Here is a 13037-nt window from a genome sequence, read left to right as displayed (position 1 = left end):
TGGGCCTTCAAACGCAAAAGGGAGGCTGTGAGCCTCCCTTCAATAATAACGGCAGATGATGCGGCTTATTCGTCGTTCATCTTCAGAGCGGCGATAAAGGCTTCCTGCGGAATTTCCACCTTGCCGAACTGGCGCATGCGCTTTTTGCCTTCCTTCTGCTTGTCCAGAAGTTTGCGCTTGCGTGTCGCGTCGCCGCCGTAGCACTTCGCCGTCACGTCTTTGCGTAACGCACGCACGGTCTCGCGGGCGATGACCTTGCCGCCGATGGCCGCCTGGATCGGGATCTGGAACATGTGCGGGGGAATGAGTTCCTTCAGCTTTTCGCACATGCCGCGCCCGCGCCGGTCGGCCGCCGAGCGGTGCACCAGCATGGAAAGCGCATCGACGGGATCGCCATTGACGAGGATTGACATCTTGACGAGATCGCCTTCGCGATAGTCGATGATGTTGTAGTCGAACGACGCGTATCCCTTGGAGATCGATTTCAGACGGTCGTAGAAATCGAACACCACTTCGTTGAGCGGCAATTCATACGTGATCATCGCGCGGTTGCCGACATAGGTCAGCTCCGTCTGCAGGCCACGCCGGTCCTGACAGAGTTTCAGGATGCCGCCGAGATATTCGTCGGGCGTCATGATCGTCGCCTTGATCCACGGCTCGCGGATTTCCTTGATCTTCACCACGTCGGGCATGTCGGCCGGGTTGTGAAGTTCCTTTTCCGTGCCATCCGTCAGCGTCATTTCATAAACGACCGAAGGCGCTGTTGCGACGAGATCGAGATTGAACTCGCGCTCAAGGCGTTCCTGAATGATTTCGAGATGCAGCAGGCCAAGGAAACCGCAGCGGAAACCGAAACCGAGAGCGGCGGACGATTCCATTTCGAAGGAGAAAGAGGCATCGTTGAGGCGAAGCTTGCCCACCGCTGCGCGCAGGTCTTCGAAGTCGGCAGCATCGACCGGGAACAGGCCGCAGAACACCACGGGCTGCGCGGGCTTGAAGCCGGGCAGGGCCTGCGCCGTCGGGCGCTTGTCGTCGGTAATGGTATCACCAACGCGTGTATCGGCCACTTCCTTGATCGAGGCGGTGATGAAGCCAATCTCGCCGGGGCCGAGGCTATCGACATTGACCATCTTCGGGGTCAGCACGCCGACACGCTCAATGCCGTATTTCGCGCCCGAACCCATCATGCGGATCTGCTGGCCCTTGCTCAGCACGCCATCGATGACGCGCACCAGAACCATGACGCCGAGATAGGTGTCGTACCAGCTGTCGACCAGCAGCGCCTTCAGTGGCCCGTTTTCGCCGACTTCGCTCTTCGGCGGCGGCAGACGGTTGACGATGGCTTCCAGAACATCGGGAATACCAAGACCGGTCTTGGCTGAAATCATCACGGCATCGGAAGCATCGATGCCGATGACTTCCTCGATCTGTTCCTTGATGCGGTCGGGTTCGGCCGCCGGCAGGTCGATCTTGTTGAGAACCGTGACCAGCTCGTGATTATTGTCAATTGCCTGATAGACGTTGGCGAGCGTCTGGGCTTCCACACCCTGCGATGCATCGACCACCAGCAGCGAGCCTTCGCAGGCCGAAAGCGAGCGGGACACCTCATAGGCAAAGTCGACATGGCCGGGCGTGTCGATAAGGTTCAGCACATAGGTCTCGCCGTTATTCGCCTTGTAGTGCAGGCGCACGGTCTGGGCCTTGATGGTGATGCCGCGCTCGCGCTCGATGTCCATCGAATCGAGAACCTGTTCCGACATATCGCGTTCGGCGAGGCCGCCCGTCGACTGGATCAACCGGTCGGCCAGCGTTGATTTGCCGTGATCGATGTGGGCAACGATCGAGAAGTTGCGGATATGGTCCAGGGGCGTGCGGGTCGAATTTGTGCTCATGTTCCGCGCTATAGCAGGGGCTTGTCATGCCGCAAAGCGGGAATTTGGTTAAAAGCCCTTTAAAATAAGCTTTCAGACCGCAAATTGCTCCGGCCAGTCGCGGCGGGTGGCAACCTGCCCCTCGGTGCGGAGCCTTGCCACAGCGGCAAGATCGATATCGGCGATCAGCAGCGTGCTCTGCGTCACCGCGTCGTTTTCGCTTTCCGCGATAATGCCGGATGCGGGCATACCGTAGTCGGATGGCACGTACAGGGCGGCCCGCCCGCGATTCTCATCGACGGCGGGAGACCACGGAGCCTCGCCCGCCGTTGGGGAAGAAAGAACGGCATATTGATTTTCCAGCGCTCGGGCCTGCGCGCCGATGCGCACCCGGTAAGCCCCGGCCAAAGTGTCGGTGCAGCTTGGTGCAAGAACCAGTTCCGCGCCAAGCTCCGCAAGCCTGCGGCCGAGCATCGGAAACTCGTTGTCGTAACAGATCAATATGCCGAGCCTGCCGATGGGGGTGTGGAAGGCTTTCAAACCCTCGACACCGGCATGGATGTTCCATTGCTCGCGCTCGAAGCGGGTCATGATCTGCTTGTCCTGATAACCGATCAGGCCATCAGGGCCAAAGAGCCAAGCCCGGTTGCGGAACTTGCCATCGGGGTCCTTCACCGGCGCGCTGCCGGGCTGGAACAGAATCTGGTGTTGCCGCGCCAGCTCTTCGCAGAGCTCCACCCAGGAGGGAATAAGCGGCTGTATCTCTTCGATGGAGCGGTGCAGATCGGAGCGGGCGTCGGGCGGCAATTGTCCTGTTAGCACCATGGCCGAATATTCCGGCAGGAGCAGCAGTTCCGCGCCCTTACCCTTGGCCTCGCGGACGATCGCGGAAAGATGCGCGGCGTAGGCCTCCCATGTTTCGATCAGTTCGATGGCATATTGGCTGGCGGCTAACCGGGTCATTCGTTTTCGTCTCCAGCAATGTTCTTCATCCAGAAGGACAGCGGTTTTGCGCTTTCGCTGTCCTCGTCGAGGTCCTGCCATGTGAAGCTGGTGCGCAATTCGGGGTGATGGCGATAGCCGCGTTTTTCCCAGAAGGCGTTGAGCGGCACATAATCTACTGGCCGGCGCGGATGATTGACGGGCCTTTCGACCGCGCAGAAGGTGCAGCGGTCGAAGCCGAGCCGCTTTGCATGTGCCTCCCGTTCCTCGAAGAAGCGCACGCCGACGCCGTGGCCGCGATAACCGGGAAGCAGCACGCTTTCACCGAAGTAAAATATCCGGTCAGGATCGTAACCCGCCTTGACGAAGGGCGCCTTCACCTCATCGGTCTCCGCCGCCATCGGCATGCCGGTGGACATACCGACCACTCTGCCGTCATCGAGCGCCAGCACGAAGAGCGCCCCCTCCGTATCGGCATAGGTCGCAAGATATTTGCGCTCATACTCCAGCGAGCCGTCATAGAGATAGGGAAAAGCACGAAACACCTCGATCCGTAGACGCGCAAGGTCATCGAAATGATGCGCGGCGTCGATGCCGGAAAGAGACTTGATTTCGACGGTCATGGGCATTTTCACTCTCGGTTGCACTGGTTATACCGTCATGGAAGACCCGCGCAAGCATGAACGGAGAAGATGATGACCGCTGCTGACACCATCCGCGCCTATTACGATGCCTTCAACCGTCAGGACATGGATGCCTTCCTGGCTCTGCTTCACGACGAGGTAGTGCATGACATCAATCAGGGCGAGCGCCAGACCGGCAAGGCCGCCTTTGCCTCCTTCATGGATCATATGAACCGTTGCTACCGCGAAAACCTCACCGACATGGTGATCATGGCAAGCGAAGACGGCAAGCGCGCATCCGCTGAATTCGTCGTGAACGGCGAATATCTCGCGACCGATGAGGGGTTGCCGGAAGCAGATGGCCAGAAATATGTACTGCCGGCCGGAGCATTCTTTGACCTGAAGGATGGGAAGGTTAGCCGAGTAACAAACTACTATAATCTGAACGACTGGATCGCTCAGGTCGGCGCCTGAGCTGTCAACCGCCAAGCGGACAGGCCGCAGCGAAAATTTCTACTATCGTGGATATTGACTCCATCATATGGGAATCATAGTCTCATATGATGGAAAACAAAGATCAGATACTCGAACGTTCGATCGGCGAGCGTATCAAAACATTGCGGGCTGAAAACGGCCTGACGCTTGACAGGCTCGCCTCCGAATCAGGCGTCAGCCGCGCCATGATTTCCCGTATCGAACGTGGAGAGGCGAGCCCCACGGCGGCGTTGCTCGCGCGCATCTGTGCGGCACTCGGCCTTTCGCTCTCTGGTTTCTTCGCGGAAAATGAAGAGGCTGTTTCGCCGCTGGTGAAGAAGCGCGACCAGCAGCTCTGGAAAGACCCGGAGACCGGTTATGTCCGCCGCGCCATTTCCCCGCCACGGGTGGGGTCCGATGTTGATATCGTTGAGGTCGAGTTTCCCCCAGGCGCGCGCGTCGGATTTCCGCCGCATGCGGCAAGCCGAGGCATGACTCAATATGTCTGGCTTTTCGAGGGCGTTCTGGAAATGACGAGCGGCGGCGTCTTGCACCTGATGGAGCCCGGAGATTGCCTGTTCATGCCGGTGGGCGAGGGGCATGTCTTTCACAATCCTACCGAAAAACCCGCCCGTTATGCCGTCGTGCTGGATCAAAGACAGCGCTGATTTCCCATAGGAGTTCATATGACCGCTATCCGCGTATTGAATCGTCAGGAGACGATTGATGCCCTTCCAGAACTTTGCGACGTCCTTGCCGAATGTGTGAAGGGCGGTGCATCCGTCGGTTTCATGTTGCCGTTTTCATCGCCGGATGCGGAACCTTTCTGGCGAGCCGTGGCGGATAATGTGGGCGAGGGTGGTACCATCCACGTTGTGGCGGAAGTGGATGGCAGGGTGATGGGCACCGTTCAGGTCGGCCTTGCGTCCAAACCCAACCAGCCGCATCGCGGCGACCTGATGAAGCTTCTCGTGCATCCCTCGGCGCGCGGCCTTGGTCTTGCCCGCAAGCTTATGGAAAAAGTGGAGCAGGAAGCGGCGGCTCGTGGCCGTACCCTTCTGGTGCTGGATACGGCCACCGGCAGTGATGCCGAAGCGATCTATCCCCGTCTCGGCTGGGAGCGGGTCGGCGTCATTCCCGATTACGCCCTGTTTCCTGATGGCCGTTATTGCGGCACAACCTTGTTTTACAAGCGAATCGGCTAGAGCATTGCAGCCGCTTATTGTCCGGGCTTCAGCGTCCGGTTGAAGGCGTCGATGATGATCTTCTCGAGTTCCGCGTGGATATTGGCACGATCTCGCGGCCCGGCCGGTTCGCAGATCGGATCCCGCTCGCCGACGGATTTCAGAAACGCATCCGCATCTGGTTTGCACAATGGCAGGAAGCTGAAGTGGTTTGCCCCGTCCACTCGATGGTAGGTGGCGCCGGGGACGTCCTTCGCCAGTTTATCCGAAAGCACGGCTACCGGAATCTGGCCCTTGCTGCCGAGGTTTACGAAGGCGAGCGGAATGTCGATCTTCGCCAGGCTCTCCTGTTTGAATGCCACCGCCAGACCGGGATCGACGAGAACGGCGGAGCGGATACGCGTGTCGCGGTTCTGCTGCTCGAAACGGGCTTTGTCCAGAGATCGCAGATCAAGCTTCGGTACGCTCACGGGTTTGTCGTTCTGGTAACCCCGGCCGCCGGCAAACCACTGGCAATCCATCATCGCGGCATTGTCTTCACAATATCGGACATAGGCGCCAAGATCGGCCCTCGCGCCGGCAATCTCCATGGCGGTGCTGCCGCCCAGTGAAAATCCGAGAACGCCGACCCGGCTGGGGTCGATTACGCTCGACCATTTTCCTCGTGTCGTGAGGGCGGTAAGGATGGTGGAGAGATCGTTGGTTCGCTCCCAGACTTTCGGTGTATCCGCGGGCGTGGAATCGCCGCTGGTCGTACCGGGATGATTAGGCCCGACGACAATGAAACCTTCGCTCGCAAGCTTTGCGGCGATCCAGGCCATGCCCTCCGCGCGCGATCCCGATCCGTGTGAAATCAGCACGAGGGGAAACCGCCCCTCCTTTATCGACGCGTCTTTTTGTACGGGAGCGCCTTGGAAGATACGATTATCACCGGAATAGCCAGCTGTTCCGTTGCCGGCGGCCGGATACCAGATCTGGACATCGAGATCCTGGCTACGAGCGGTCGAGGGAACAGTGATGGCCGCCAGCCCGACATCATCAGAGGCGAAAGCCGGTGGCATGAAAGCGAGATTGAGGAGGATGGCGGCAAGCGTCATTTTTGGTGTCATGGAAAGTGTCTCCGGTTTGCAAGTGCCATCAACATCTCGTAATTTTTGCCCGTAGACGCGTCCTTGATCGTGTTTCAGGTCGTACAGAAACGCGATCTGGTCCATGAGAGGCAGACATGCCGTTGCCTTAGGGGATATTGATCCGTGCTTTTCATTCCGCTGCCTTTCGTCGTGGCGCTTCTGCTGGTCGTCATGTTCATCGTCTTCCTTCGAAGTGGAGACGATGTGCGGACCAACCGGGCGTTTCTGGCTTCCATTGCCCTTTGCGCCGTGCAATCCGTCCTCGTCGGGCTGCGTTGGGGTTATGGCATCAGCGAAATGCGTTACCTTCTGCCGATCCTTGCCGCCTGCCTGCCACCTCTGATTTACGTTGCTTTTCGCGGCTTGATGGGAGCGGTTGCGAAGAGCCGGAGGGCGATGTTCGCCAGTCTGGCCCTATCGCCGCTATTGATCGTCGTTCTGGAATTCATATTTCCGGCAGCGATCGACCTGGCGCTGATCGCCGTTTTTGTCGGCCACGCCGTCGCTCTGCTTCTGCTCGGAAGAAAGGGCCCCGATGGGCTGGACGAAGCGCAATTTGCCAGCGTCGCATCGGCGCACCGGGCGCTCATCATCGCTGCCGTTGCTCTTTGTGTTTCTGCTCTTTTCGATCTGCTGGTGTTTTTTGATTTCGCATGGGCGGAGGGGCAGAATGTCGCCGCACTCGTCAGCAATGCCAATCTTTTCGGATTGTTGTTGATCGGTCTCATGGCGGCTCTCGCTGGCAAAAGCAAAGCGCCGCAAACGGCGACAGAGCCGGTTTCGGACTTACCGCCGCCGGCAGAACCATCCGAACAGGACCGGGATATCGTCGCAAGGGTCGACCGGCTGATGGAGACGCAAGCGCTTTACCGTGACGAGAACCTCAACCTGTCCCGGCTCGCAAGACGCCTTGGCCTGCCAAGCCGGCACATCTCGGCGGCAATCAATCGCTCTCTTGGCGTCAATGTCTCGCAATATGTCAATCAGCTCCGGATCCGCGAAGCCTGCCGATTGCTGGAGGAAACGGAGCAATCGGTGACGGCGATCATGTTGTCCGCCGGCTTCCAGACCAAGTCGAATTTCAACCGGGAATTCCGTCGTGTCACTGGCATGAGCCCGATCGACTGGCGCGAAAGGGAGGTGTGGAAGCTGGTCTCGCCAAACAAAACGGCCACCCGGCAGATGCCGGATGACCGTTCGAAGCCCGAAGAAACTTTTAAGATCGTCGGAAAATGATTGTTGATCAGAGCGTGCCGTTACGCTGCTGGATCATCATGTAGGTGTCATAGGTATATTCGGCGATCTGGGCCCAGAGATAGGCGTCCTTCTTGAAGGCCTGCTGGCTTTCGTAGATCTTCTTGAAGCTTTCGTTCTTGGCCGAAATCTCCGCATAGGTTTCCAGCGCTGCCTTATGGCAGACGTCTAGAATTTCCTGGCTGAAGGGGCGCAGAATGGCGCCCTGCGCCACGAGTTCCTTTAGCGCCTTCGGGTTACGGGCATCATAACGCTCCAGCATGCTGGCGCTGCCGGCGGCGCAGGCGTCTTTCAGGATGCGCTTGTAGTTCTCAGGCAGATCGTTGAACTTCTGCAGGTTCACGAAAGCATGCACGGCCGGGCCGCCTTCCCACCATGCCGGATAGTAATAGTACTTCGCGACCTTGTAGAAACCAAGCTTCTGGTCGTCATAGGGACCGACGAACTCGGTGGCGTCGATCGTGCCCTTTTCCAGAGCGGCATAGACATCGCCGCCGGCGATCTGCTGCGGTGTCACGCCAACCTTCTGCATCACCTGGCCGGTAAGGCCGGCGATACGCATCTTCAGACCCTTGAGGTCGTCGATCGTGTTGATTTCCTTGCGGAACCAGCCGCCCATCTGGGCGCCGGTGTTGCCGAGCAGGATCGAGTAGATATTGTGCTGGGCAAGGAATTCATTGAGCAGTTCATTACCGCCGGCCTGGTTGAACCAGGCATTCGTCTGGCGGGCGTTGAGACCGAAGGGGACCGAAGTGCCGAGCGCAAAGGTCGGGTCCTTGCCGACATAATAATAGGAGCAGGTATGCGCCATTTCGACGGTTCCCGCCGTCACCGCATCCGCTGCCTGCAGCGCCGGAACGATTTCGCCGCCGGCAAAATGCTGAATGACGAAGTTGCCGCCGGAGGCTTCCCTGACATGATCGGCAACGATCTGGCCCGCGCCGAACAAAATGTCGAGGCCTTTGGTGAAGGACGACGTCATGCGCCAGGTGATCTTGGGGTTTTCCTGTGCGATGGCCGGAGCGGCAAGCGCCGTTGCGGTGACGCCGGCGCCGACAGCGCCTGCCTTGCGGATAAATGATCTGCGATCCATGTCGATAAGCCCTGATGTCTATGCATGTAACGGGCGAACCGCACGGTACGCCTCCCGCCGGCTACTAAACATTTATCCCTGCGGCCATCAAGAGGGAATGTCTGAAACCTGCGTGATCTTCCTTTGTGCTTGACGATTGCTTGCGGATCTTACTCCGCTCTAGAGCATGCTGCGCTTTAACGTCGGGTCATCCATGGCAGGATTATAAAACAGCGAAAGAGTCAGACTTCTGGCGATGCGTTCCGCCGTTTCCATGAACCAGTCATGGGCCTTCCTGCTTGGTGCGATATCATCGAGCGTTGCTGAAAAAAGTGCGAGCCACTGCGGAAAAAGGTCTGCCGACATTCCTTGCACCCCCAGATGTGCCTGCACGGGCTTGCCGCCATAGCCGCCATTCTTGAGGGCGACAGCCGTCCAGAACTGTTTCATCCTGGCCATATGCTCCGGCCAGCGCCCTGCAAGTCGCGCATCAAAAACGGGGACAAGTGTGTTGTGGTCGAGAACGCGGCTGTAAAAGGTCTCCACCAGCAGGTTGATGAAAGCGGCATCGATGCCGATCTCGGCCATGGCCTTTTCTGCCCTGTCCTGAATTTCCGCTTTGTGGGCAGCTCGCCCTGCAATTTGATCCTGCATCGTCTTTCCCTTTTGACAAATTTAACCCCCAGTACCGCTGTCTGCAATGCGACCCTTTGCCTTATTGGAATAATTCTAAAATGGCTTGATCCGGACGGCGAGCAGATGTATTTAGAATTATTCTAAAAAGGTTTTAGCCATGTTTCGCAGTCTTTTTTCCCTGTCCAAACGTCCCTTTTCCTCGCTTGAAGAACAGGAAATCCTCGCTCTCGCCATCTCGTCGGAAGAGGACGACTCCCGCATCTACCGCTCCTATGCCGATCATCTGCGGGCGCAATATCCGCAATCGGCCAAAGTTTTCGACGACATGGCCGAGGTCGAGCAGCAGCATCGGAATGTCTTGATCGACATGCATCGCCGTCGTTTCGGTGAAACCATTCCACTGATCCGACGCGAACACGTGCGCGGCTTTTACGAGCGCACGCCGGACTGGTTGGTGAAGAACCTGTCGCTTGAGAAAATCCGCGCTCAGGCCGAACTGATGGAAGCCCAGGCGATCCGCTTTTATGATGAAGCTGTCAAGCGCACCACGGATGCGTCCACTCGCAAGCTCCTGGGTGATCTGGCCGAGGCGGAGCGGGGTCACGAAGACATTGCGCAGATGCTCGAAGAAAAACATCTTGATGAAAACGGCCGGACGGAAGAGGAGGAAACCGCAAAGCGGCAGTTTCTTCTCACCTATGTGCAGCCCGGCCTCGCCGGTCTGATGGATGGCTCGGTCTCCACGCTCGCACCGATATTTGCGGCCGCCTTTGCGACACAGGATACCTGGCAAACCTTTCTCATCGGTCTTTCCGCCTCCGTCGGTGCGGGTATCTCCATGGGCTTCACCGAGGCCGCTCACGACGATGGCAAGCTTTCTGGCCGCGGATCACCGCTAAAGCGCGGCCTGGCCTCGGGCATCATGACGGCCGTTGGCGGTCTTGGCCACGCGCTGCCCTATCTCATTCCGCATTTCTGGACAGCGACTGCCATTGCGGCAATCGTCGTTTTTGTGGAACTCTGGGCCATCGCCTTCATTCAGAACCGTTTCATGGAAACGCCGTTTCTTCGCGCCGTATTTCAGGTGGTGCTGGGTGGTTCGCTGGTGCTAGCGGCGGGCATACTCATCGGCAACGCGTGAAAAAGAAAGAGCCCGCGACGGCGGGCTCCAATCTCTCAGACACGGAATTTCAAGGGTCAGCGCAACGCGCCGACCAGAACGTCTCGGCCATCCTCGATGGACACCCAGCGGCCCGTGTTGAAGGACGCCTGCCGCTTCAGATAGGTGTAGTTGGTGTCTGTCCACAGCTTCACATCGTCGGTGAGGTTGTCGAGAATGTAGTCGCCATCAGTGGTGCGGAGCGTCAGCACGGCATGACCTTCTCCATCAGGCTTGCGCACGACGGTGATCAGGAGATCGGCCACGGAAAAACCGCGCTCGATCAGCTTCTTGCGCTTCAGCAGTACGAAATCCTCGCAGTCGCCGGCGGTCGTCGGATATTCCCAGACCTCGTCCTTGCCGTAGATTTCCTGGTCGGTCATCGCAACGATGGTGGTGTTGACCGTCGTATTGATCTCGCGAATGACGCCCCAGCCATATTCTGTGACGCGCGGCGGCGGCGTCACCTTGCTGCGAATGTTGCATTCGTCGGCATATTTCTGACAGAACTCATAATGGCCGATCGGCTGGGAGGTAATACCGCCCGTCACCATGGAAGGGCTTCCCTTGATTTCCGCCATGGCGGAGGCAGCAGTCATTAGCCCGGCAGCAACTGCAAACAGCAGCGCACGCGCCAGCGGTGCGTTCATCATCAAACCCGTCCCTTAATTCTTAACGAAAAGTTAAGAGGGATAGGGGGGTTGAGTCAATCATTAGCAATCGGCGATGCGCAAGACTCGTCGAATATGGTTAAGAGCGTTGCGCAAATGCCTATATTGTAAGGGCTTTGACCGCCGCGAGCATGCGTTCGATATCCTGCGGACGGGAAAGCCGATGGTCTCCGTCGCGGATCAGGGTAAGCACCACATCGTCGGCGGGAAGATGTTCGATAAGCTTCAGAGCATGCTGATAGGGAACGTCAGGGTCGCGCATGCCCTGCAGAACATGAACCGGGCAGCCCGTGGTGATGATGCCGGTGAGTACCCGGTTCTGCCTTCCGTCTTCCATCAGCGCGCGGGTGAAGATGTTGGGCTCGGGGCTATAGTCCGAATGTTCCTCGAAGTAACCCCGTTCTGCGAGAGAGGTTTTTTCCGCATCCGTAAGGCTAGGCTCTATCAGTTCCTGCGTGAAGTCAGGCGCAGGCGCAATGAGAACCAGGCCGGCTACCGATGGCGCGTCACCCGCCTTGCGCAGCTCCTCGACCATGCGCAACGCAATCCATCCACCCATCGATGAGCCGACGAGAACGACACGCGACGACGCCTTTGCACGCACAACCGCAAGTGCCTCTTCGAGCCATCGCGAGATCGTGCCTTTATTGAAGTCGCCGCCGGACGCCCCGTGCCCGGAATAATCGAGCCGCAGGCAGGCAAGGCCGCTTTCCGCTGCAAAGCGATCGAGCTCAACCGCCTTGGTGCCCGTCATGTCGGAACGGTATCCGCCCAGCCAGACGAGCGTCGGCGCGTCCTGTTGCGATGTTGCGGGGCGATGGAGGAAAGCAATGTTGCGGGCGTCGTCGCCCGTTCCTATATGCAGAAATTCAATGGCTTGTTCGGTCATGTATATGCAGTTCTCCTGATTTTCCTGCAATATCGGCGGCGTATTTGCAAAATCCGTCGCAACAGGTGATCTTTTCGGGCAGATATGCTATTGACTTCGCCGCGGCAATAACGACATTTCCGCCACTTGTACCAAACAAGCTGTTTTTTGTTGACGTGATCCAGAAACAGATCAGGAGAATACGACCATTCGCAGACCTTTCAAAGCCGATGCCCCCGTCAAGGAGGGGCCGCGCTCCAACCGGGAAATTCGGGTTCCCAGAGTTCAGCTTATTGATGAAGAGGGCCAGAACCTCGGTAGCATGCCGACGGATCAGGCTTTGAAAATGGCGGAAGAGGCCGGTCTCGATCTCGTCGAGATTTCGCCGAACGCTGAGCCGCCGGTATGCAAGATCCTCGATCTCGGCAAGCTTAAGTACTCGACCCAGAAAAAGGCCGCTGAAGCGCGCAAGAAACAGAAGATCGTCGAAGTCAAAGAAATCAAGATGCGCCCCAACATCGACACGCATGACTATGACGTGAAGATGAAGGCGATGGGCCGCTTCTTTGAAGACGGTGACAAGGTGAAGGTAACGCTGAAGTTCCGCGGCCGCGAAATGGCCCACCAGGAACTCGGCATGAAGCTTCTCCTCCAGGTAAAGGAAGACACCCAGGCGATTGCCAAGGTGGAGGCCGAGCCGAAGCTGGAAGGCCGTCAGATGATGATGGTTCTCGCCCCGAAATAACCTTTTGCGCGTCCACATCACTGGCGCGTATCTCACCGCAAGGGAAATTCTCATTCCCCGTTGCGCTTTTAGCCGACTGCGGTTATAAGCGCGCGTCCGAACGGTCCGGCAGGGCATGCCGTGGCCGTTCCTGAATAGCTTGAAATAGGCCTCGTCTGCCTGTTTCGATACAAAAACGGAGTAGCAAAATGCCCAAGATGAAGACGAAGTCCGCTGCAAAGAAGCGGTTCAAGATCACCGCCACCGGCAAGGTTGTTGCAGCCGCCGCCGGTAAGCGCCACGGCATGATCAAGCGTACCAACAAGTTCATTCGCGATGCGCGTGGAACCATGGTTCTCGCCGACGCTGACGGCAAAAAAGTCGTCAAGAACTACCTGCCGAACGGTCTCTGAGACTTTTCCGCACTTT

The 13037-nt window shown here is 58.0% G+C and carries 15 protein-coding genes; 7 read left to right on the top strand and 8 right to left on the bottom strand.

All coding sequences use genetic code 11. The annotated features are described in order from the left end of the window. Window positions 1-65 precede the first annotated feature (65 nt). The 3 genes from lepA to ACFVTJ_RS15940 all read right to left on the bottom strand — a co-directional run bounded on the left by lepA (window position 66) and on the right by ACFVTJ_RS15940 (window position 3436). Window positions 66-1892 (bottom strand): translation elongation factor 4, encoded by a 1827-nt coding sequence (gene lepA, locus ACFVTJ_RS15950; protein ID WP_020808457.1) that lies wholly within the window; start codon window positions 1890-1892, stop codon window positions 66-68. A 72-nt stretch (window positions 1893-1964) separates the two neighbouring features. Next, window positions 1965-2834, bottom strand: a complete 870-nt coding sequence (locus ACFVTJ_RS15945; RefSeq protein ID WP_386908945.1) for a carbon-nitrogen hydrolase family protein — start codon at window positions 2832-2834, stop codon at window positions 1965-1967. Then, window positions 2831-3436, bottom strand: a complete 606-nt coding sequence (locus ACFVTJ_RS15940) for a GNAT family N-acetyltransferase (protein ID WP_386908943.1) — start codon at window positions 3434-3436, stop codon at window positions 2831-2833. The genes ACFVTJ_RS15945 and ACFVTJ_RS15940 overlap by 4 nt, the downstream gene beginning before the upstream one ends. A 72-nt stretch (window positions 3437-3508) precedes the next feature. Here ACFVTJ_RS15940 and ACFVTJ_RS15935 point away from each other — a divergent pair, with 72 nt between their 5' ends. The 3 genes from ACFVTJ_RS15935 (at window position 3509) to ACFVTJ_RS15925 (ending at window position 5115) form a co-directional block, all read left to right on the top strand. Beyond that, the gene (locus ACFVTJ_RS15935; RefSeq protein ID WP_386908941.1) at window positions 3509-3910 is read left to right on the top strand and encodes a ketosteroid isomerase-related protein; all 402 of its coding nucleotides are present in this window, start codon (window positions 3509-3511) and stop codon (window positions 3908-3910) included. Between the two features lie 86 nt (window positions 3911-3996). After that, window positions 3997-4578, top strand: coding sequence for a helix-turn-helix domain-containing protein (locus tag ACFVTJ_RS15930; RefSeq protein ID WP_386908939.1), 582 nt, complete (start codon window positions 3997-3999; stop codon window positions 4576-4578). 18 nt (window positions 4579-4596) lie between these two features. Beyond that, window positions 4597-5115 (top strand): GNAT family N-acetyltransferase, encoded by a 519-nt coding sequence (locus tag ACFVTJ_RS15925; RefSeq protein WP_386908937.1) that lies wholly within the window; start codon window positions 4597-4599, stop codon window positions 5113-5115. A gap of 14 nt (window positions 5116-5129) precedes the next feature. On the opposite strand, the gene ACFVTJ_RS15920 is transcribed toward ACFVTJ_RS15925, so the two are convergent. Next, window positions 5130-6203, bottom strand: coding sequence for an alpha/beta hydrolase family protein (locus ACFVTJ_RS15920; protein ID WP_386908935.1), 1074 nt, complete (start codon window positions 6201-6203; stop codon window positions 5130-5132). A 144-nt stretch (window positions 6204-6347) separates the two neighbouring features. Here ACFVTJ_RS15920 and ACFVTJ_RS15915 point away from each other — a divergent pair, with 144 nt between their 5' ends. Beyond that, entirely contained in the window at window positions 6348-7460 is a 1113-nt protein-coding gene (locus ACFVTJ_RS15915; protein WP_386908933.1) for a helix-turn-helix transcriptional regulator, read from the top strand. A gap of 7 nt (window positions 7461-7467) precedes the next feature. Here ACFVTJ_RS15915 and ACFVTJ_RS15910 read toward each other — a convergent pair whose 3' ends face one another. Together ACFVTJ_RS15910 and ACFVTJ_RS15905 are read right to left on the bottom strand one after the other, a co-directional pair. Then, complete coding sequence (locus tag ACFVTJ_RS15910; protein ID WP_386908932.1) at window positions 7468-8571, bottom strand: TRAP transporter substrate-binding protein; 1104 nt, start codon at window positions 8569-8571, stop codon at window positions 7468-7470. A 159-nt stretch (window positions 8572-8730) separates the two neighbouring features. Beyond that, window positions 8731-9204, bottom strand: coding sequence for a group III truncated hemoglobin (locus tag ACFVTJ_RS15905; protein ID WP_386908931.1), 474 nt, complete (start codon window positions 9202-9204; stop codon window positions 8731-8733). Window positions 9205-9343: 139 nt separating this feature from the next. On the opposite strand from ACFVTJ_RS15905, the gene mbfA reads away from it, so the two are divergent. Further along, window positions 9344-10327 (top strand): iron exporter MbfA, encoded by a 984-nt coding sequence (mbfA, locus tag ACFVTJ_RS15900; RefSeq protein ID WP_386908929.1) that lies wholly within the window; start codon window positions 9344-9346, stop codon window positions 10325-10327. A gap of 56 nt (window positions 10328-10383) precedes the next feature. Here mbfA and ACFVTJ_RS15895 read toward each other — a convergent pair whose 3' ends face one another. Both ACFVTJ_RS15895 and ACFVTJ_RS15890 read right to left on the bottom strand, forming a co-directional pair. Beyond that, on the bottom strand, window positions 10384-10998 hold the full coding sequence (locus ACFVTJ_RS15895; RefSeq protein ID WP_386908927.1) for a transglutaminase-like cysteine peptidase: 615 nt from the start codon (window positions 10996-10998) through the stop codon (window positions 10384-10386). Between the two features lie 118 nt (window positions 10999-11116). Beyond that, window positions 11117-11905, bottom strand: a complete 789-nt coding sequence (locus ACFVTJ_RS15890) for an alpha/beta hydrolase (RefSeq protein ID WP_386908925.1) — start codon at window positions 11903-11905, stop codon at window positions 11117-11119. Window positions 11906-12092: 187 nt separating this feature from the next. On the opposite strand from ACFVTJ_RS15890, the gene infC reads away from it, so the two are divergent. Beyond that, complete coding sequence (infC, locus tag ACFVTJ_RS15885) at window positions 12093-12629, top strand: translation initiation factor IF-3 (RefSeq protein WP_386909237.1); 537 nt, start codon at window positions 12093-12095, stop codon at window positions 12627-12629. Window positions 12630-12817: 188 nt separating this feature from the next. Further along, window positions 12818-13021, top strand: a complete 204-nt coding sequence (gene rpmI / locus ACFVTJ_RS15880; RefSeq protein WP_035264590.1) for a 50S ribosomal protein L35 — start codon at window positions 12818-12820, stop codon at window positions 13019-13021. The last annotated feature ends 16 nt before the right edge of the window (window positions 13022-13037 follow it).

It is taken from the genome of Agrobacterium sp. NPDC058088, assembly GCF_042885035.1.
In the GTDB taxonomy this organism is placed as follows: Bacteria; Pseudomonadota; Alphaproteobacteria; order Rhizobiales; family Rhizobiaceae; genus Agrobacterium.
Note: the sequence above shows the minus strand (reverse complement) of the source record. Positions and strands in the feature narration are given on the sequence as shown.

Bases quoted from the DNA above. Each gene is read 5' to 3' on its own strand.
- lepA (WP_020808457.1), bottom strand. From the start codon at position 1,892: ATGAGCACAAATTCGACCCGCACGCCCCTGGACCATATCCGCAACTTC.
- ACFVTJ_RS15935 (WP_386908941.1), top strand. From the start codon at position 3,509: ATGACCGCTGCTGACACCATCCGCGCCTATTACGATGCCTTCAACCGT.
- rpmI (WP_035264590.1), top strand. From the start codon at position 12,818: ATGCCCAAGATGAAGACGAAGTCCGCTGCAAAGAAGCGGTTCAAGATC.
- ACFVTJ_RS15920 (WP_386908935.1), bottom strand. From the start codon at position 6,203: ATGACACCAAAAATGACGCTTGCCGCCATCCTCCTCAATCTCGCTTTC.
- ACFVTJ_RS15930 (WP_386908939.1), top strand. From the start codon at position 3,997: ATGATGGAAAACAAAGATCAGATACTCGAACGTTCGATCGGCGAGCGT.
- ACFVTJ_RS15945 (WP_386908945.1), bottom strand. From the start codon at position 2,834: ATGACCCGGTTAGCCGCCAGCCAATATGCCATCGAACTGATCGAAACA.
- ACFVTJ_RS15940 (WP_386908943.1), bottom strand. From the start codon at position 3,436: ATGACCGTCGAAATCAAGTCTCTTTCCGGCATCGACGCCGCGCATCAT.
- ACFVTJ_RS15905 (WP_386908931.1), bottom strand. From the start codon at position 9,204: ATGCAGGATCAAATTGCAGGGCGAGCTGCCCACAAAGCGGAAATTCAG.
- ACFVTJ_RS15910 (WP_386908932.1), bottom strand. From the start codon at position 8,571: ATGGATCGCAGATCATTTATCCGCAAGGCAGGCGCTGTCGGCGCCGGC.
- mbfA (WP_386908929.1), top strand. From the start codon at position 9,344: ATGTTTCGCAGTCTTTTTTCCCTGTCCAAACGTCCCTTTTCCTCGCTT.
- ACFVTJ_RS15890 (WP_386908925.1), bottom strand. From the start codon at position 11,905: ATGACCGAACAAGCCATTGAATTTCTGCATATAGGAACGGGCGACGAC.
- ACFVTJ_RS15925 (WP_386908937.1), top strand. From the start codon at position 4,597: ATGACCGCTATCCGCGTATTGAATCGTCAGGAGACGATTGATGCCCTT.
- ACFVTJ_RS15895 (WP_386908927.1), bottom strand. From the start codon at position 10,998: ATGATGAACGCACCGCTGGCGCGTGCGCTGCTGTTTGCAGTTGCTGCC.